This is a genomic window from Streptomyces umbrinus (genome assembly GCF_030817415.1).
GTDB lineage: Bacteria > Actinomycetota > Actinomycetes > Streptomycetales > Streptomycetaceae > Streptomyces > Streptomyces umbrinus_A.
The window spans coordinates 12,179,087-12,197,141 of sequence record NZ_JAUSZI010000002.1; the positions used below are offsets into that span (position 1 = coordinate 12,179,087).

19 protein-coding genes and 1 pseudogene are annotated in these 18,055 nt (G+C 67.6%); 16 read left to right on the plus strand and 4 right to left on the minus strand.

What is annotated here, in order from left to right; all coding sequences use genetic code 11:
* Positions 1 to 309: 309 nt before the first annotated feature.
* A complete protein-coding gene (locus tag QF035_RS54565) occupies positions 310 to 732 on the minus strand; it encodes a hypothetical protein (protein WP_307530601.1) in 423 nt (140 codons plus the stop codon).
* Positions 729 to 1,558, minus strand: a pseudogene (locus QF035_RS54570) (IS5 family transposase). Before QF035_RS54570 ends, QF035_RS54565 begins: the two are co-directional and overlap by 4 nt.
* A 295-nt stretch (positions 1,559 to 1,853) precedes the next feature.
* On the opposite strand from QF035_RS54570, the gene QF035_RS54575 reads away from it, so the two are divergent.
* From QF035_RS54575 to QF035_RS54625, 11 genes are all read left to right on the plus strand, one after another.
* Positions 1,854 to 2,768 carry an ABC transporter ATP-binding protein gene (locus QF035_RS54575; RefSeq protein WP_307530634.1) on the plus strand — a complete coding sequence of 305 codons (915 nt, stop codon included), beginning with the start codon at positions 1,854 to 1,856 and terminating at the stop codon, positions 2,766 to 2,768.
* Between the two features lie 101 nt (positions 2,769 to 2,869).
* Positions 2,870 to 3,565, plus strand: coding sequence for an ABC transporter permease (locus QF035_RS54580; protein ID WP_307530636.1), 696 nt, complete (start codon positions 2,870 to 2,872; stop codon positions 3,563 to 3,565).
* Positions 3,566 to 3,631: 66 nt separating this feature from the next.
* Complete coding sequence (locus QF035_RS54585) at positions 3,632 to 3,940, plus strand: transposase (protein WP_307529597.1); 309 nt, start codon at positions 3,632 to 3,634, stop codon at positions 3,938 to 3,940.
* Positions 3,937 to 4,854 carry an IS3 family transposase gene (locus QF035_RS54590; protein ID WP_307529595.1) on the plus strand — a complete coding sequence of 306 codons (918 nt, stop codon included), beginning with the start codon at positions 3,937 to 3,939 and terminating at the stop codon, positions 4,852 to 4,854. The genes QF035_RS54585 and QF035_RS54590 overlap by 4 nt, the downstream gene beginning before the upstream one ends.
* A gap of 166 nt (positions 4,855 to 5,020) precedes the next feature.
* Positions 5,021 to 5,725: a response regulator transcription factor gene (locus tag QF035_RS54595; protein WP_306934986.1), complete on the plus strand. Its 705-nt coding sequence runs from the start codon at positions 5,021 to 5,023 to the stop codon at positions 5,723 to 5,725.
* Entirely contained in the window at positions 5,722 to 7,239 is a 1,518-nt protein-coding gene (locus QF035_RS54600) for a sensor histidine kinase (protein ID WP_307530638.1), read from the plus strand. The genes QF035_RS54595 and QF035_RS54600 overlap by 4 nt, the downstream gene beginning before the upstream one ends.
* Before the next feature lie 284 nt (positions 7,240 to 7,523).
* Positions 7,524 to 9,776 carry an MMPL family transporter gene (locus QF035_RS54605; protein ID WP_307530640.1) on the plus strand — a complete coding sequence of 751 codons (2,253 nt, stop codon included), beginning with the start codon at positions 7,524 to 7,526 and terminating at the stop codon, positions 9,774 to 9,776.
* Between the two features lie 104 nt (positions 9,777 to 9,880).
* Complete coding sequence (locus tag QF035_RS54610; protein WP_307530642.1) at positions 9,881 to 11,044, plus strand: sensor histidine kinase; 1,164 nt, start codon at positions 9,881 to 9,883, stop codon at positions 11,042 to 11,044.
* A 16-nt stretch (positions 11,045 to 11,060) separates the two neighbouring features.
* A complete protein-coding gene (locus QF035_RS54615; protein ID WP_307530644.1) occupies positions 11,061 to 11,732 on the plus strand; it encodes a response regulator transcription factor in 672 nt (223 codons plus the stop codon).
* Between the two features lie 182 nt (positions 11,733 to 11,914).
* A complete protein-coding gene (locus tag QF035_RS54620) occupies positions 11,915 to 12,541 on the plus strand; it encodes an SGNH/GDSL hydrolase family protein (RefSeq protein ID WP_307530646.1) in 627 nt (208 codons plus the stop codon).
* An 88-nt stretch (positions 12,542 to 12,629) separates the two neighbouring features.
* Entirely contained in the window at positions 12,630 to 13,571 is a 942-nt protein-coding gene (locus QF035_RS54625; RefSeq protein WP_307530648.1) for an IS5 family transposase, read from the plus strand.
* Here the strand turns inward: QF035_RS54625 and QF035_RS54630 are convergent.
* Positions 13,543 to 14,013 (minus strand): hypothetical protein, encoded by a 471-nt coding sequence (locus QF035_RS54630; RefSeq protein ID WP_307530650.1) that lies wholly within the window; start codon positions 14,011 to 14,013, stop codon positions 13,543 to 13,545. The genes QF035_RS54625 and QF035_RS54630 overlap by 29 nt on opposite strands.
* Before the next feature lie 125 nt (positions 14,014 to 14,138).
* On the opposite strand from QF035_RS54630, the gene QF035_RS54635 reads away from it, so the two are divergent.
* The gene (locus QF035_RS54635; RefSeq protein ID WP_307532023.1) at positions 14,139 to 14,492 is read left to right on the plus strand and encodes a GDSL-type esterase/lipase family protein; all 354 of its coding nucleotides are present in this window, start codon (positions 14,139 to 14,141) and stop codon (positions 14,490 to 14,492) included.
* A gap of 34 nt (positions 14,493 to 14,526) precedes the next feature.
* On the opposite strand, the gene QF035_RS54640 is transcribed toward QF035_RS54635, so the two are convergent.
* A complete protein-coding gene (locus QF035_RS54640) occupies positions 14,527 to 15,756 on the minus strand; it encodes an RNA-guided endonuclease InsQ/TnpB family protein (protein ID WP_307530652.1) in 1,230 nt (409 codons plus the stop codon).
* A 277-nt stretch (positions 15,757 to 16,033) separates the two neighbouring features.
* Here QF035_RS54640 and QF035_RS54645 point away from each other — a divergent pair, with 277 nt between their 5' ends.
* The 4 genes from QF035_RS54645 to QF035_RS54660 all read left to right on the plus strand — a co-directional run bounded on the left by QF035_RS54645 (position 16,034) and on the right by QF035_RS54660 (position 17,671).
* On the plus strand, positions 16,034 to 16,279 hold the full coding sequence (locus tag QF035_RS54645; RefSeq protein WP_307530654.1) for a transposase: 246 nt from the start codon (positions 16,034 to 16,036) through the stop codon (positions 16,277 to 16,279).
* Between the two features lie 22 nt (positions 16,280 to 16,301).
* Positions 16,302 to 17,101 (plus strand): IS5 family transposase gene (locus tag QF035_RS54650; RefSeq protein WP_307532028.1). Its coding sequence is split into 2 segments (ribosomal slippage): positions 16,302 to 16,637 and positions 16,640 to 17,101, totalling 798 coding nucleotides; the frame shifts between segments, so codons are not numbered across the junction.
* A gap of 36 nt (positions 17,102 to 17,137) precedes the next feature.
* Positions 17,138 to 17,359 carry a transposase gene (locus QF035_RS56165; protein ID WP_373467043.1) on the plus strand — a complete coding sequence of 74 codons (222 nt, stop codon included), beginning with the start codon at positions 17,138 to 17,140 and terminating at the stop codon, positions 17,357 to 17,359.
* A gap of 126 nt (positions 17,360 to 17,485) precedes the next feature.
* Positions 17,486 to 17,671, plus strand: coding sequence for a hypothetical protein (locus QF035_RS54660; RefSeq protein WP_307530658.1), 186 nt, complete (start codon positions 17,486 to 17,488; stop codon positions 17,669 to 17,671).
* Positions 17,672 to 18,055: the final 384 nt, after the last annotated feature.

Here is an 18,055-nt window from a genome sequence, read left to right on the forward strand (position 1 = left end):
CACGGTCGAGTTCATGCCATGGGCGGTGGCTGTACGACGATTGATGCCGTGATGGCGGTCAGGAATGCGCTGTGGGCACTGGCCGACCGCGGTGTGTCTGGTGATACCGATCTGATGGACCCCGGGCCCTCCGTCCGACTTCGGCAGAAGACTGTGGCGCAGCTGACAGGGCATTGGATGCCGCCGGGTGTCTTGCTGATGAGGAACTGCTCCGTCAGCGAAGCGACGATGTCGCATGCTCAGGGGGCGGTATGAGACCTGATGCCCGATTCTTGGTTTTGTCCGGGGTGGGCGGGCAGGTCGCGGCGGCTACGGCCGGGGCTGGGTGAACAAGCCCTGCTCGGTCTCGGCCAGGATCCCGCGGTCGGCCAGCCGCTTGAGCTTTAGGCGGATGTTGTTGATGTTGTTGGGCGCGACCGCCAGGTCCATCGCCTCGCAGACCTGCCGGGCTCTCAGCGGGTGGCCGGCCGCGGTGAACACCGCCATGATCTGCTGATAGGCCGGATGATCCGGAAGTTTCGGTGCCGGGGGTGCGGGCGGTTGCGGATCGGGCAGCTCCAGCAGTGTCTTGCGGGTGATCCGAACTTCCTCGGTGGCCCGGTCGAGTTCGTCGAGCTGTGCGGTCAGCTGCGCGATCCGTTCCCTCGTTGCCTCGGCCTGCGCGGTGATCTCTCGTTCCCGCTCCTCCAGCCGGGCCAGCACCGCCCCGAGCGTCAGCTCTCCACCGGTCACGAGGTGCGCCAGGCCGGCGCGGTCGCCCCGGTCAACCGGCGCAGTATTACCGAGGTCATCGCCCAGTACACCCGTGACTCCGAACTGCGGGGCCGGTGCTCGTAGTCGCGCACCAGCCTGCGGTGCAGCATCAAGATCCCATAGGCGCGCTCCACGACCCACCGCTTGGCCTGGGGAACGAACCCGGTCTGTGCGGGGTTGCGCTCCACGACCTCCACCTCAATGCCCACCTTCTCCCCGTGCGCGACGACGGCGTTCTTGAAGCCCTGGTCGACCAGGGCTTTCTCCACGGCGTCGGTGTCGGCGGCAACCTTGTTCAGCAGCGCGATCCCGACGGCGTTCTCGTGCGCCGACGCGGCCACCACGACCACTGCGATCACCAGTCCCAGAACGTCAACGGCCAGGCCGCGCTTGCGGCCCGGTACTTTTTTGCCGCATCACGCCCCGTCGACCCGGCGGGCACTCCGGCCGCCGCGTGCACGCTCTGAGTGTCGAGCACCACCAGGCTCGGATCTGCCTTCCGGCCCAGCTTCTCCCGCACCTGCCAACGCAGCAGGTCGTGGATGGTCTGGTCGGTCCCGTCGTCGCGCCAGATGTAGAAGTAGTACTTCACCGCGCCGGGCGGCGAAAAGTCGTGCGGGAGCAGGTCCCACTGACAACCGGTCCGGCCCTGGTAGAGCAGAGCGTTGACGATCTCCCGCATCGCGTACCGGCCCTGATGACCACTGACCGAGGGATGCGCACCCTTCCACGCGATGATCACCGGCTCGACCAACACCCACTGCTCATCGCTCAGGTCGGTCTTGTAGGACTTGCGCTCGCTCACGGCGACCAGCTCAACATGCCCAGGGCCGCCGACCGGCCGAGATGCCACACCGCTACACGTTCAGGTGACGACAAAACACCTACGCACTCTCATACCGCCCTCTCAGAAGATCTGCACCCATGTGAGTTTCATGTGAGTCCCAGGGCTATCGGGTGCGGGCTGCGGAGTGTTCGCAGGTCACAGGCTTGGCGTTCCCATGTGACGTTCATGTTCGTCCAGGCCTGGTTCACGGCGGCGGTGGACAGTGAGTGGTGCACGTGACGGTCGCGTGTACTACTGCCGGTCTGGAGTCTCGATGATCGAAGTATGTGGCCTGTCGAAACACTATGGCGAGGTTCTGGCCGTGGATGATCTGACGTTCGCTGTCCGGCCCGGGGAAGTGACCGGGTTCCTGGGGCCCAACGGTGCCGGCAAGTCGACCACGATGCGGATGATTGTGGGCCTGGACGCCGCCAGCTCCGGGACTGCGACTGTGGGCGGGCGGCCGTATGCTGCGCAGCCCGCGCCGCTGAAGGTGGTCGGGGCGCTCCTGGATCCGGGCGCGGTGCTGCCCAGTCGCACCGCATTTCACCATTTGCTGGCGCTGGCGGCCGGCAACGGGATCTCGCGCAGCCGGGTTGCGGCGGTGCTGGAGGAAGTCGGCTTGGAGAAGGTGAGCCGCCGGCGTGCCGGGACGTTCTCCCTCGGCATGCGTCAGCGGCTGGGGATCGCTGCGGCCCTGCTGGGTGATCCGCCGGTGCTGGTCTTCGACGAGCCGCTCAATGGGCTGGATCCGGAGGGCATCGTGTGGATCCGTTCACTGATGCGGAGGATGGCGGCCGAAGGACGCGCGGTTTTGATGTCCAGCCATCTGATGAGCGAGATGGAACTGACCGCTGACCACCTCATTGTCATCGGCCGGGGAAGACTGATCGCCGACACCACGATGAAGGACTTCATCGAGGCTCACTCCGAGCGCGAGGTCTTTGTCCGCAGCCCCCAGGCCGAGGAACTGCGCAGCATGCTCGGTGCAGCCGTTCAGGTGCGGACCGAGAGCAGCGACGCTTTGGTGGTGACCGGCCTGGAGGCCGCCGAGATCGGCGCGCTGGCGTCGGTCAGCGGAGTGGAGCTGCACGAGCTTGCTCCGCGCCAGGTGTCGCTGGAAAAGGCGTTCATGGACCTGACCCGGGATGCGGTGGAATACCAGTCGGAGAAGGAGACGAGCCGATGACACGCCCCCCTACGCAAGTCCTTGCCAGGGCGACGAAAGCCCGCCGGCGCTCGCTTGTGCTCCGACTTCAGCCACAACCGCGTCGTGCGCGGGGTGGGAAGGTGACTTTCTGGCACTGCCTGCACGCCGAGTGGATCAAGATTCGTACGATGCGGTCGACGTTGTACGTGATCCTGGGCACCCTGGCGTTCTGCATCGGTCTCGCTGCGCTGAATGCCTCGTCCGCGGGCAATGAGTTCGCGGACCTGAGTCCCGCGGACCAGGCCTCGTTCGACCCGCTGGCCACCAGCCTGCGCGGCTACCTGCTTGCGCAGATCGCGCTCGGCCTGTTGGGCGGCCTGGTCATCACCTCGGAGTACGGTGCGCGCACGATCGTCCCCACCCTGATTGCTGTTCCGCACCGGGCGCGGGTGCTGGTATCCAAGGCTGTGGTGCTGGTGGGCGTGGCGCTCCCGGTCGGGATCGCGGTGTCACTGGCCGGGTTTCTCGTCGGGCAGGCGTCGCTGTCCGGGGCGGGCGCTCCGCACCTGGCACTCTCCGACGGCGTGGCACTGCGTGGCATCGTAGGTGGTGGCCTTTACCTGGCACTGGCCGGGCTCTTCGGACTGGCTCTGGGCACGGTGATCCGTTCCACCACGGCGACGGTGACCACACTGTTCGGGGTGATGCTGATTGTTCAGGCCTTCGCCCCGGCCCTGCCCGGCGGACTGGGTGACTGGGTGTCGAAGTACTGGCCGCCGATCGCTGGCGGGCAGATTATCACCAGCTATCAGGACCCCGACTTGCTCAGCCCCTGAGGTTCCCCCGGGATGCGGAGGAAGTTGACAGCAGGTCAGATGGGACTCATGAGAGGACCTGTGACCATGGCTGCACCCCGGAAATACTCGCTCGAGTTGCGTGAGCGTGCGGTACGTATGTATCGCACCGCTGAGCCGAAGCCCCAGATCAAGAAGCTGGCCGTCGACCTCGGCGTGCACCCGGAGGCCCTGCGTGGCTGGATCCGCCAGGCCGAGGCGGACGCCGGCGAGCGCGACGACCGTCTCACCAGCGACGAACGCGCCGAACTCACGGCCCTGCGCAAGGAGAACACCCAGCTCAAGCGGGCCAACGACGTCCTGCGGACGGCCTCGGCGTTTTTCGCGGCGCAACTCGACCCGACCCGGCCCAGGTGACGGCGCTCGTCGACGAGCATCCCCGCCTGGGAGTCGAGTGCGTACTTCGGGAACTCCACATCCCCTCCTCCACCTACTACCGCTGGCGCCGCGCGGAGAAGGAGCCCTGCGAACGGCGGCGTCGCGACGTCGAGCTGACCGAGCGGATCAAGGAGATCCACGCCGACTCCACCGGCGTCTACGGCTCTCCGCGCGTGCACGCCGTGCTGAAACGCGAGGGCACCCCGGTGGGCCGCAAACGGGTCGAGCGCCTGATGCGTGAGGCCGACCTCGCGGGTGTGAGCCCGCGGCGGAAGGGCTTCACGCGCCGGGATCCGAAGGCCACCCTGGCCCCGGACCTGGTCAACAGAGACTTCACCGCACCGGCGCCGAACCGGTTGTGGGTCACCGACCTCACGATGATCTCCACCGGCGAGGGGCCGTTGTGGCTGTCCGCGATCCGCGACGCGTTCTCCCGCCGGGTCGTCGCGTGGGAGACCTCCGCCCGCGCGGACGCCGACCTGGTCCTGACCACGCTGGAGTACGCGCTCGCGTCCCGCGAGGTCGAGCCGGGCAAGCTCATTCACCACGCCGACCACGGCTGTCAATATACGTCCATCAAGCTCACAACTCGGCTCATGCGGGCGGGAGTTGAGGCGTCCATGGGTTCGGTCGGGGACTCGTACGACAACGCGCTCGCGGAGAACCTCTGGATGCTCATCAAAACCGAGGGCCTCCGCGGCCGCACCTTCACCACGAGGGCCGAGGTGAATCTCGCGCTCTTCGAGTACGTCGACGGCTTCTATAACTCCCGCCGCATCCAGGAACGGCTCGGCTTCCTCAGCCCGATCGAGTTCGAGGAGAAGTACTACGCCGAGCAGGCGACGGCCGAACCAACGAATCTGAACACCCGTCACCCCCTGCTGACGAGCTGATCAGCGGCTCCCGCATGACGGGGGAACCTCACCCTGGGCAGGGGTGGGTGTCATGGCTGGGTCCGTGGCGGTTCTGATGGCGGCGGCATTCATTGTCTTCCGCAAGCGTGACGCGTAGCGGGGCGGGACAGTGAAGACAGAAGATCATCGGTCGGGGACAGGTGCCATGGCGACGACGCAACGACTGCTGCTGGTGGAGGACGAGCCCACGCTGTGTGAGCTGCTGTCCGCCAGCTTGCGGCTGGCCGGCTTTGAGGTGACTGCGGCCCAGACGGGCGGTCAGGCCCTGGAAGCGGCCCGCGACAACCGACCCGACCTGATCGTCCTGGATGTGATGCTGCCCGACCTCGACGGCTTCGAGGTGGCACGTCGTCTGCGTGAGGACCCCTCCGGCCCGGGAATCGGGCAGCCGCCGATCCTCTTCCTGACCGCCCGGGACGCCGCGGAGGACCGCATCAGCGGTCTGCGGGTCGGCGGGGACGACTACGTCACCAAGCCCTTCAACCTCGAGGAACTCATCCTGCGCATCCAGGCCGTGCTGCGCCGCACCAGCGGCCGCCGGCCCGATGGGCTCCTAGTCGTGGACGACCTGGAGCTCGATCCCGACAGCCACCAGGTGACCCGCAACGGCCTGCCGGTGCAGCTGTCTCCGACCGAGTTCAGCCTGCTGCGCGTGCTCATGGAAAACGCCGGCCAGGTCCTGTCCAGGCATCAGCTTCTGGACCAGGTCTGGCACTACGACTTCGACGGTGACGACTCCATCGTCGCGTCCTACATCAGCTACCTGCGCCGCAAGATCGACATCGCAGAACCGAAGCTGATCCACACGGTGCGCGGGACCGGCTACGTTCTGCGCAGGCCCCGCGCATGAGTGCCGCTTCACCGCGCGGGCCGATCAGCCGGATGTCGCTGCGCGGGCGGGTCGTGGCCATCACGCTGCTGCTGGTCGTCACCGCCCTGCTGGCCAGCAACGCCGTACTCGTCACCCTGCTGGAGCGGCAACTGGTGCACCAGCTGGAAGACCGGCTGCGCGCCGCTGCCGCGACGGCGGCGCGGCTGTCGAACCTGGAAGACGTGCCCGGCGAGACGGCACCGGAGCTGCGTGAGGCAGTGGAGCGCGACCTGACCGGTGACGTCTACGTCGTCTACCTCGATTCCCAGGGCCAACTGCGGCGTACGCTGCGTCCGGCTACGCACAGCGCCCCACGTCTTCCCGTCCTCGACACCGCGGCGGTCGCCGCCCGCGAACAGCGCCCCTTCCAGGTGGCGGCCGAAGGCGACGGCGACGAGTGGCGTGTCATCGCTGCTGCTTTGGTCCCGGGCCAGGACGTCGAAGCGGGCAAGGGCGGCAGCGTCGTCGTGGCCGGTTCCCTGTCTCCGGTCCATACGACGATCCGGCACCTGGGCGTGTGGATGCTGGTGATCGATGCAGTGGTGCTCATCGGGTTGGGCGTCGTCGCCTGGTTCGCGGTGCGGGCCGGCTTGCGGCCGCTGCGGCGCATCGAGAAGACGGCAGCTGCCATCGCGGGCGGGGACCTGTCCAGCCGGGTACCGCAGCCGGCCACCATGCGCACAGAACTGGGCCGATTGTCCGCCGCCCTCAACGGCATGCTGGACCGCACCGAAGCCGGCGACGTCGCCCGCGCGGCCACCAACGCGCGCATGCGTACCTTCATCGCGGACGCCAGCCACGAACTGCGCACACCACTGTTCGGGATCAAGGGCTTCACCGAGCTGTACCGGATGGGCGGCATGCCCGAGCGTGCGGACGTCGATGCCGCCATGAGCCGTATCGAACGTGAAGCAGCCCGCCTGGTCCGCATCGTCGAGGAACTGCTGCTGCTCGCCCGGCTCGACGAAGACGCCACCGCTGATGCGCATCTGACCCTTCGCCTGACCCCTATGGACCTGCGCACCCTGGCGGCCGATGCCCTGCACGACCTGCGGGCCATGGCACCCGACCGTCCCGTCACCCTGACCGGCCCGGACGGCGGCCCGCCCGGTGGCGCCCCGGTTCTGGGCGACGAGTCACGCCTGCGGCAGGTCACCTCCAACCTCGTCGGCAACGCCATCGCCCACACCCCGCCCGGCACACCGGTACGCATCGGCGTCGGCACGCGGGGGGGCCAAGCCGTCCTCGAACTCAGCGATGAGGGACCAGGGATGACAGCCGAACAGGTCACTCATGTCTTCGACCGCTTCTACCGTGCCGACACCGCCCGCGGCCGCACACAGACCGGCGGTGCCGGACTTGGCCTGTCCATCGTCCGCTCCTTGGTGACCGCTCACCAAGGCCGTGTTGAGGTGTGCTCTGAGCCGGGGGAGGGCACCACGTTCCGCGTCCTGCTGCCGTTGCATCCCGACAGCTCCGTCGGCAACTCCTGAGGATCGCCCGACCCCTTCGGCCTGCTGCTGCGGACAGCGAGCAGTAGGCGACACACCGTTTGTCTCAACAGAACCGATGGCGTGCTCCGCCCAGGTGTGCCGCCGTCCTGCTTGCGCGGCCTCCTGCCGTTCACGGCAGGAGGACTACCGGCGGGATATGACACGCCCGCTGAGCCCTACTTGTTTTTGAGTACAGGGGATTGTCGCTACGGCCGACGACACGAATGAGGTCGGCCCGGCAGGGTGAATGACGTTCCCGATATCCAGATATGGAGATGTCTCTCATGGCGACTTTCTTGCATCGGGTGGGCCGCTGGGCCTTCCGAAGGCGTCGCACTGTGGTGCTGGTCTGGGTGGCCGTACTGGCTGCTGTATTCCTCGGCGCCTCCAGTGCATCCGAGGCGTCGGAGGACTCCTCCTCCCTGCCCGGCATCGAGTCGCAGCAGGCATTCGACCTGATCAATGAGCGGTTCCCGGGTGCCGAAGCGGACGGTGCGGAGGCCCGCATCGTGTTCGTCGCGGAACGCGGCCAGCAGGTCACCTCCGCCGCCAGCCGGTCCGCCATTGGTGAACTCGTCGAGGCGGTGGCCGACGGGCCGCAGGTCGCCGACGCGGCCAGCCCCTTCGACGCGAACGCGGTCAGCAAGGACAAGTCGACCGCGTACGCCACCGTCACCTACAAGGTCGCCAGCGACGATCTCACCGACGCCAGCAAGACGGACCTGACCAAGGCGGTCGAGCAGGCCCGGGACGCGGGCCTGACCGTCGAGGTCGGCGGCTCCGCGCTGGAGACCGAAGCCGCGCAGGGCCTGGGTGAAGTACTCGGCGTTCTCGTCGCCGCAGTGGTTCTGCTGATCACCTTCGGCTCGCTCGCCGCCGCCGGCCTCCCCCTGCTCACCGCCATCCTCGGCGTCAGCATCAGCCTGGCCGCAATCACCGCTTTGAGCAGTGCCTTCGGATTCTCCTCGACAGTCGGTGAACTGGCGATGATGCTCGGCCTCGCCGTCGGCATCGACTACTCCCTGTTCGTGGTCTCGCGCTACCGGGAGGAGCGGGCCAAGGGACACCAGCCGCAGGAGGCGGCTGCCCTGGCTGTGGGCACGGCCGGAAGCGCGGTCGTCTTCGCCGGACTCACCGTCGTCATCGCTTTGCTGGGTCTGTCCGTCATCGGCGTCCCGATGCTCAGCAAGATGGGTATCGGCTCGGCAGGCGCCGTCATGGTCGGAGTCCTGATCGCCCTGACCGCAGTGCCGGCACTCCTGGGCTTCTGGCCCAATGCAGTGCTCTCGCGCCGTGACCGCAAGGGCGGACGTCGCTCCCGCACCAAGATCCTCAGCCTCGTCGGCAGGACCAGGACGGCCGGCACCACCACGAAGGCCCCCCGGGGTGTTCGCTGGGCCCAGTTCGTGGTGCGCCGCCCGCTGCCCGTCCTGCTCCTGTCAGTGATCGGCCTCGGGGCGCTCGCGGTGCCGTCCCTTGACCTGCGGATGGGCATGCCGGGCGATGAGGCCAAGTCGACCGCAACCACCGAGCGCCGCGCCTACGACGCGCTCGCCGAGGGCTTCGGCCCGGGCTTCAACGGCCCGCTGACCGTGGTAGTCGACGTCAAGAAGGCCAAGGACCCGCAGGCGGCCGTGACAGCGGTCTCCGAAAAGCTCGCCGACACCAAGGGAGTCGTCTCCGTCTCCCCGGCACGGTTCAACGAGGCCAAAGACACAGCGGTGATCGCCGCTGTCCCCTCGACCGCACCCACCAGCCGGCAAACGCAGGACCTGGTGCACACCATCCGCAGCGAGCGCAGTGCGGTGGAGTCGGCCACCGGCGCCGACTTCAAGGTCACCGGCACCACCGCCCTGAACATCGACGTGGGCCAGAAGATGCAGGACGCCCTCATCCCCTACCTCGCGGTAGTCGTCGGTCTCGCCTTCCTCCTCCTGGCCCTGGTCTTCCGTTCGATCCTGGTTCCGCTGAAGGCCGCACTCGGCTTCCTGCTGTCCGTCGGTGCGGCCCTCGGCGCGATCGTCACGGTCTTCCAACAGGGCCACGGAGCCGGCCTCTTCGGCGTCGACGAAACCGGCCCGATCATGAGCACCATGCCCATCTTCCTGGTGGGTATCGTCTTCGGCCTCGCCATGGACTATCAGGTCTTCCTCGTCTCCCGGATCCGGGAGGCGCACATCCACGGAGAAAGGCCTGACCAGGCCATCGTCACCGGATTCCGGCACAGCGCCCAGGTCGTAGGGGCAGCAGCGCTGATCATGATGGCGGTGTTCGGCGGGTTCATGACGGGCGGCGAATCCCTGGTCAAGATGGTCGGCTTCGGGCTGGCCAGTGCCGTCTTCTTCGACGCCTTCGTCGTCCGTATGGCATTCGTGCCCGCGGTCCTGGCGCTCCTCGGCAAGCGGGCATGGTGGCTGCCGCGCTGGCTGGACCGGCTGATGCCCCGCGTCGACGTCGAGGGCGAAGCACTCACCCAGCAGGTCTCCGCGCCGAATGATCTGCCTGCCGACGATCCACGGGCCTCCGTGACGGTCTGACACACGTGCCGACCGGGCCGCTCGGACCCAGTCCCAGAGCGGCCCGGTCTGGCCTCCACTTTGTCCACTTCTTCAGCCCTCGGTCACGGCACTGCGGAGAAACCATGGTCACCCGCCTGCGACGTCACATCGACCGGCACCCCCGCCTCGTCGAAGCGGCTTTCCTCCTGTTGATCTATGCGGCCACCAGCAACCAGTACCGTCGGGTTGGCGACGACACCCTGTGGTGGCCGGGCTTCGCCCTCGCGGCAGTCACCTGTACGAGCCTGCTGGCGCGCCGTCGCCGCCCCGCCGCCGTTGTCGTCCTCACCACCCTCGGCACCGCCGTCGCAGGCGCCCAGGGCAGCACCTTCGGGCCCCTCCTGCTGCTCCCGGTCATCGTTGCCCTGTACGAACTGACTCTCCAAGCCTCTCAGCAAACCATCCGTACCTACGGTCTCCTGGTTGCTGTCATCCTCGTGCCCACTGCCCTGCGCTGGGATTCGGAGGACGAGCCCTGGGCGAACGAGGCGGTGAGCCTGGCCTTCTGGATTCTGCTGCCCATCCTGCACGGATTGGCGGTGCGAGCGCGCCGCGCGTACATGGACACCGTCCGCACACGTGCCGAGGACGCCGAACGCACCCGCTACGAGGAAGCACAACGCCGCGTCACCGAAGAACGCGTCCGCATCGCCCGGGAACTGCACGATGTGGTGGCCCACCACATGGCCCTAGCCAACGCCCAAGCCGGCACAGCCGCCCACCTGTTCTCCACTCATCCCGCGCAGACCGACCGAATCCTCACCGAACTCACCGGCGCGACCACGGCAGCGCTGCGCGAACTCGAGGCAACCGTGGGCCTGTTGCGCCAGCCCGAGACCGCCGAGGAATCGCTGACCCCCGCACCTGGACTTGACCGGCTTCCTGACCTGGTCGCCGCCTTTGCCGCCGCCGCACTGCACATCACGACCGCTGTCGAAGGCCCCGTGAAGCCCCTGTCGGCCGGGGTAGACCTGACCGCCTTCCGCATTGTGCAGGAAGCGCTGACCAACGTTGCCAAACACGCCGCCGTGAACACGGCACATGTCCACCTCGCCTACGCCCAGGAACAGTTGACGATCACCGTGAGCAACGACAGCAGCCCGATCACACCCCCGCGCGCACCCGGCGGAGGCTTCGGTCTCATCAGCATGCGAGAGCGCGCTCAGTCCGCCGGGGGCCGCTTCCGTGCAGGGCGCCGCCCGGAAGGCGGCTTCGCCGTCACCGCCGAACTTCCCATCAGCGCCTGACAAGAGAGCAACCTCCATGACGATCCGCGTACTGATTGCCGACGACCAGGCCCTGTTGCGAGCGACCTTCCGGGTGCTGATCGACTCCTGTGACGATATGGAGGTCGTCGCCGAGGCCGCCGACGGGCAGCAGGCCATCACGCTGGCCGGCCTCCACCGCCCGGACGTCGTTCTAATGGACATCCGCATGCCCGGCACCGACGGACTGGCCGCGACCGCCGCCATCTGCGACCAGAGCGAGCTGCAGGACACACGCGTCCTCATCCTCACCACGTTCCAGACCGACGAGCACGTCGCCCAGGCCCTGCACCTGGGTGCGAGCGGCTTCCTCGGCAAGAGCACCACTGCTGACGCCTTCCTCGACGGCATCCGCACGGTCGCCTCCGGTGACGCCTTGCTGTCACCCGCAGCCACCCGCTCACTGATCACCCGCTTTCTCGCCCTTCCCGTACCCAGCTCCGTCGCCCCCGACCCCGAGCAATTCAGCAGCCTTACTCCGCGAGAGCGCGAGGTGCTGGCCGTGGTCGCGGAGGGCAAATCCAACGACGAGATCGCCGACGCACTGTTCCTCAGCCCCCTGACCGTCCGCACCCACGTCCAGCGGGCCAAAACCAAGACGGGCGCCCGCGATCGTGCACAGCTCGTCGCCTTCGCCTACCAGTCCGGCCTGGTGCAACCGCCGCAGTGACAGGCAATGCGGCCGGTGCTCTTCACTGACCCCCACGCTGCCAAATCGCCCGAGTCATCGCGGTGTCTGCCCCTGCACGCCGCAACAGGGCATCCCATGTCCAGGCTGCCGCTCTCGTAGGCACCGGGCATGCCCTGTTCCTGACCGATCAAGCCCACTCAGAAGACGGGACACAAGGCATCGTGACTCACCTACGCGTCGTCCTGACCGGAATCCTCCTGTCCGTAATAGTCCTGACCGCCGCCGTCGCCGAGACCCGCCAGGACAGCGACACCGCTGGGGACCGCGACCTGCAGGGCCCCTATGTCGCCCTCGGTGACTCCTACACTTCCGGTCCACGCATACCAGCTCAGAGCGGCAAACCCGCTGGCTGCGACCGCTCCGACCACAACTACCCGACGCTGCTCGCCGCCCAGCTCAAGCTCACACCGGGCATATTCCGCGACATGAGCTGCAGCGGCGCAACGACAGCGGACTTCACCTCGCCTCAGTCCACCGACAACGGCCGCAATCCCGCACAGCTCTCCGCCCTGTCCCGCCGGACCCGGCTCGTCACCGTCGGCATCGGAGGCAATGACATCGGCTTCAGCAGCATGCTGACCCGCTGCCTCACCATGGGAACGGCGTACAAGATCATCACTCGCAGCAAGGACGTCTCGGTCGACGCTCCCTGCCGAGAGCGCTACGTCAAGGACGGCACCGACAGTACGCAGCAGCGGATGACAGCTCTGGGAACAGAACTGTCCGACCTGCTGAGACGCCATCCGCTTATCGATCACGGGGCTGGGCTGGTCGAACAGGGCTCCTGATCGGGTGATCGCGTGAGGGTCAGCGCATGACAGCAGGGCCTCTTGGTAGTTCGGGGGTGCGATCCCAACCGAGTACCAGGAGGCCCTGTTGCCGCAGTCTTTCGCGTCCGCCTGCGTGGAGTCCAACTCGCTGCCACCGTCGTGTGACTGTCTCGCGCACAGGTTCGGCAACGCGGCGGACGGGCCGGACCGCACCCCGAGTTATGGCTCCGACATGACGGAGGAGGAGTGGCGGGTGGTGCGGCCGTTGCTTCCGGTTCCGGCCTGGCTGGAGGGGCGGGGCGGGCGGCCGGAGGGCTATTGCCACCGCGTGATGCTTGACGCGGTGCGCTATGTCGTGGACAACGGCGTGAAGTGGGCCAACTTGCCCGCGGACTTCCCGCCGTATCGGCGCGTGCATGCCTTCGCCCGCCGTTGGCAGGTCACGGGTCTGCTCGCTGAACTCCACGACCGGCTGCGCGACCGCGTCCGGGAGAAGGAAGGCCGCTTGCCGGACCCGACGGCCGCGATCGTGGACTCCCAGTCGGTGCGGGCGGCGGTGAACATCCCGCGCTCGACCTCCGGTTGGGACGGCGGCAAGAAGGTGGGCGGCCGCAAACGGCACCTGGTGGTGGACTGCCTCGGCCTGGTCCTGGCCGTCACGGTGAGTGCGGCAAGCGTCCAGGATCGCGACGCTGCCGTCCCGCTGCTTCAGCGGCTGCGGCGGCAGTACTTCTCCATCCGACTGGTGTGGGCGGACGGCGGCTATGCCGGCCGGCTCGTCGACTGGGCCCGTGAGACGGCCCGGCTCACCCTTCAGATCGTCAAACGCACCGATGACACAGCGGGGTTCGTGGTGCTGCCGCGCAGGTGGGTGGTGGAAAGGACGCTCAGCTGGCTGATGCGCTCGCGTCGCCTGGTGCGCGACTACGAGACGCTGCCGGCCATGCACGAAGCCATGGTGCTGTGGTCGATGACCATGCTCATGAGCGGTCGCCTGGCCGGACGCCGCCCGGCCGGTTTCAGACGGCCGGCACCGCGAGAGCGGTGAACACTCCCGGCCGCACCTGCAAGGCCCACCCTCGCTCCACCAGGCGTTTCGCCTTCGATCGCAGTCCCTCGACCTTCGCCGGGACGGCCTCCAGGCCCAGCGCGACGGCCAGTTGCTGGCAGCGCACGCCCTCCCGGCCCGCTTCAGACTCCAGCACCGACAAGATCCGCTGGTAGTCCGGCGCAAGGGCTGTCGCCGCCATGCCCGTCTCCCGCCGGGGTACCGTCGAACCAGCCACCACGCTTCCAGTCGGTACCGTGACCGCCGAAGGCGACCCGGCCAGTACCTCAGTCACCGTCACCCGGGCATCCACCAGCCGCTGAAGATCGCGTTCCGCCTCACCGAGCGCGGCCTGCACCCGCTCGGCCTCCTCTCGCAGCCGCGCGATCTCCTCCCGGACCCTCTTCTCCCTGGCCTCCAACAGACCCAGCACCGACGCCACCAGCGACCTCCACGAGCCAGACGAGCGGACGAACCACGCCCATCTCTCCCGCGACGAAAGGGAGTTCATGCCCATCCACCCGAACTAAACGATCACGTTCGGAAAGCGGATGGCGTCTGAAAGAGATCAGGCAACGTGCGCCCAAAGCACACATCTACATCATCGGCTACCCCGCGATCCTGCCGCCCGGCGACACAGGATGCGGACGCACACTTCCCCTCGCTCCCGGCGATATTGCCTACCTACGGGAGAGGGAACATCAGCTCAACAAAGTACTGCGCCTACAGGCCCACACAGCCGGCGCCACCTACGTCGACACCTACACCGAATCCCGGGAGCACAGCGCCTGCTCAGCCGAGGACACACGATGGATCGAGCCGCTGATCCCCAGAATCCCGGCAGCACCGGTACACCCCAACGCCCGTGGACAACGTGCGATCACACAGATCGTCCTGCGCGCCATGAGGGCAACACATTGAATCCTCCCCCTCGTAAACGAGGGGGATTCCTGGCTCAGGCTGCCTGGCGGAACAGCGTCCCGCCAGGTCTTGCACCATCAGCACCAGCCGGGTGGAGACCAGCCCGGGCCAGCATCACGCGGGCGGAGTTCTTGTCTCTGGGCGAGACGGTTCCGCACGCGGCGCAGGCGTAGGTTCGTTCCGAAAGCGGTAGTGCGTGCTTGGTTCTCGCTCCGCACTGCGCGCAGTCCATCGTGGTGTGCGCGGGATGGACCAGGTGCACGATCCTGCCGAGCTTGCGGGCCACTTCCAACAGGGCCTTCTTGGTGGCCCCGATGGCCGCATCGGCGGCCTTCCTCGCCATGGTCGACTTCGCAAGGAACTTCGGGCGGAAGTCCTCCACGGCGATGGCGTCGTGGTCGGCCACCACACGCTTGGCCCACTTGCGGCCGGTGTCCTGGCGTTGCCGGGACACCTTCTTGTACGCCTTGGCCCGCAGCTTCTTCGCTTCGCGGTAGCTCTGGGAGGCCGCCTGCCCCTTGGCGGGTTTGCGGCGGGCCATCATGCGGTCGTACCGCGACAGCTTCGCCTGGGCCTTCTTCCCGTGCCGGGCATGGGGGAGGTCGTGGGTGTCGCTGGTGGTGGTCGCGGTCTCCCTGACCCCCCAGTCGATCCCGATCACCCGGCCGGTCCCGGGCAGCGGCTGGACTTCGGCCGGCACGACGAACGAGGCGTACCAGTGCCCGAGGCTGTCGCGGTACACACGCACCGAGGACGGGTCGGCGGGAAGATCCCGCGACCACACGACCGTCAGGGCGATGTTCCCGGCGAGGTGCAGACGGCCGTCCTTCAGCCGGAAGCCGCGCCTGGTGTAGTTCAGGCTCGGGTCAGCCTCACGCTTCTTCTTGTACCTCGGCATCCCGGCCCGGCGATGCTGCGGCAGACGTTCACGGATGTCCTTCTGCGCCTTCGCACGGGACTTGCCGAAGTCGCGGATGATCTGCTGCTGGGGAACCGATGAGCCCTCACGCAGCCACAGCGTCTTCGCGCGGGCCTCGGTCAGCATCGTGTCGAGCCGGGCCGGACCGCACGTCGCCTTGTCCGTGTCTTCGGCGCGGTTCTTGTTCCAGAGGTCGGTCTGCTTGGACTTGGCGACGGACTCGTTCCAGATCCACCGGCACCGGTCCCACTCCGCCACCAGTCCACGCTCGGCGGTCGACGACACGCGCAGCCGGAACGTCCGCCGGGCATGCCCGGCGTCCCCGGCCCCCTTCACCACCGACACGACATCCCCCTCCCACGCCCCGCCCGATCACCCCAGCTTCCATGAAGAGACCGTACGTGCGACATGCACACACCCGTACCCCAACTACGGCAAAGCGACCCCAACCAGCGAACACGGGCACACCCGTTCGTTTTTCGGCTCCGTCGGCGGCTTTGCAGGCGCTCCGCGCCCCAGGAGACCAGACACGGCGACGCTCCGCGTCGCCGTCACGGGAGGCGATTCCTGCCCTGCGTGAACGCCGGGGCATCCTCGCAAGAATCAGGTGAGCTTCTCCGGTTTGGGGACCGACGGACGCGGCCTGTTCGGCCAGGTCGAGGGCCGCAACTCCGCCTCCGTCGCCGACCGGCTCACCTCCCAGCCCGCCTCCTGGTGCACGCAGGTCCGCTACGTCGCCATCGACCTGTGTGCCACCTTCCGCACCGCCGTCCACCGCGCGCTGCCCCACGCGGCCGTGGTCGTGGACTGCTTCCATCCCTCTCTTCGGAGGGAATCCCCGCCTTTAGACGCCATCTCATTTGGGTGACTAGACTTGTGGCGTGGCGAGGATCGTTGAGCGGCTGGTGCCGGATGAGTTGTGGGAGCTGTTCCAGCGGGTGGTCCCGGAGGCGCCGTCGCGGCCTCAGGGTGGCGGCCGGCGCCGGCACGGCGACCGGGAGGTGCTGGCTGCGATCGTCTTTGTGGCGACCTCGGGCTGCACGTGGCAGCAGTTGCCGACCGCGTCGTTCGGGCCGTCCGGCGCGACGGCCCACCGGCGTTTCACCGAGTGGACCAAGGCCCGGGTGTGGGCCAAGCTCCACCGCCTGGTGCTCGACGAACTCGGCTCCCGTGGCGAGCTGGACTGGTCGCGGTGCGCGATCGACTCGGTGAACATGCGGGCCCTGAAAAGGGGGAGCTGACAGGTCCGAATCCTGTAGACCGGGGCAAGTACGGGTCAAAGATCCACTTGATCACGGAGCGGACCGGACTGCCCCTGTCCATCGGCATCTCGGGCGCCAACACGCATGACAGCCAGGCACTGATCCCCCTGGTGAAGGGCATACCGCCGATCCGCTCCCGCCGGGGACCCCGGCGACGCAGACCCCGCAAACTCCACGCCGACAAGGGCTACGACTACAACCACCTGCGACGATGGTTAGCCGGCCGAGGAATCCGGCACCGCATCGCCCGCAGAGGTATCGAGTCCTCGGCCCGCCTGGGCCGCCACCGCTGGACCGTGGAGCGCACGATGTCCTGGCTCGCCGGATGCCGACGCCTGTACCGCCGCTACGAACGCAAAGCCGAGCACTTCCTAGCCTTCACCAGCATCGCCTGCACCCTGATCTGCTACCGCAGACTCACCAAATGAGATCACTTCTTAGCCCACGCCGCCGACCACGCCCACCTGCCCGAACTCGTCACCCTTGCCGAGACTGTCGAGCAGTGGTGGGACGGCATCGAGACTTACCTGACCACCGGGATCACCAACGCCGCCTCCGAAGGCAACAACCGCCTCATCAAGCTCGAAGCGCGTAACGCCTTCGGCTTCAGGAACCGAGAGAACCAATGCCTGAGCTCACGCTGCGCAACCACTCGGCGGAGCCGACGGGAGGCGCGCCCCCACTAAATTCGAGGACCCCGAAACATCGGCTTCCACCGGCGGTTCAAGTGGAGCCGGGAGAAGCGACTTGACCGTGACATCCCGCAGGCAGGCGTGGTTGAAACACGTGATCTGCGTGACAGGGAAGTCAACATGCAGGTAGGGGCGTTCATTGCGGCCCCGGTCCTGGGCATCGTGCTGGTCTTCAGGCCCGAGGTGTACGAGCTTTCCGCCGCGGCGTTCCTCGCGCTGCTGGCCGCCACACGCCGCTCGCTCGCGCCTGCGCTACCGGCGGCTTCGCATCGCCTGACGGCCCGGTGGCCGTCGCCGGGAGGATAGCGTCTTTCCGGCCGACGGCCGCCCGGTCCGCGCCCGCACCTCGTCACCCGCGTGGAAACGCCGGGGGATTTGCTTGCGCGAGCTGACGAATCTCCCAGTTTCCGTGATGAGTTCCCGGTAGAGAAATAGTCAAGACCTGTGGATCGGCGTGTCTTGCGACTTGTTGATCTCCTCCTGATTTCTCGGGTCGCTCGATGAGTTTGGCCTTCTCCGTCTTCGCGCCAGCCCGAGCCAGCGCGACCAGGTGGGAGGCGTTGATGGCGCGCCAGCGGGCCTGTGCGGACTCGATGAGCTTGTACGTCAGCCCACGCAGAGGTCGTCGGCCGCTACGGTGAGTGACGTCGTGGGTGCGTTCGGAGACGGCAGAGCCGGGTCGGATGCGCG

Bases quoted from the DNA above. Each gene is read 5' to 3' on its own strand.
- QF035_RS54575 (WP_307530634.1), top strand. From the start codon at position 1,854: ATGATCGAAGTATGTGGCCTGTCGAAACACTATGGCGAGGTTCTGGCC.
- QF035_RS54585 (WP_307529597.1), top strand. From the start codon at position 3,632: ATGGCTGCACCCCGGAAATACTCGCTCGAGTTGCGTGAGCGTGCGGTA.
- QF035_RS54595 (WP_306934986.1), top strand. From the start codon at position 5,021: ATGGCGACGACGCAACGACTGCTGCTGGTGGAGGACGAGCCCACGCTG.
- QF035_RS54600 (WP_307530638.1), top strand. From the start codon at position 5,722: ATGAGTGCCGCTTCACCGCGCGGGCCGATCAGCCGGATGTCGCTGCGC.
- QF035_RS54605 (WP_307530640.1), top strand. From the start codon at position 7,524: ATGGCGACTTTCTTGCATCGGGTGGGCCGCTGGGCCTTCCGAAGGCGT.
- QF035_RS54610 (WP_307530642.1), top strand. From the start codon at position 9,881: ATGGTCACCCGCCTGCGACGTCACATCGACCGGCACCCCCGCCTCGTC.
- QF035_RS54615 (WP_307530644.1), top strand. From the start codon at position 11,061: ATGACGATCCGCGTACTGATTGCCGACGACCAGGCCCTGTTGCGAGCG.
- QF035_RS54660 (WP_307530658.1), top strand. From the start codon at position 17,486: ATGCAGGTAGGGGCGTTCATTGCGGCCCCGGTCCTGGGCATCGTGCTG.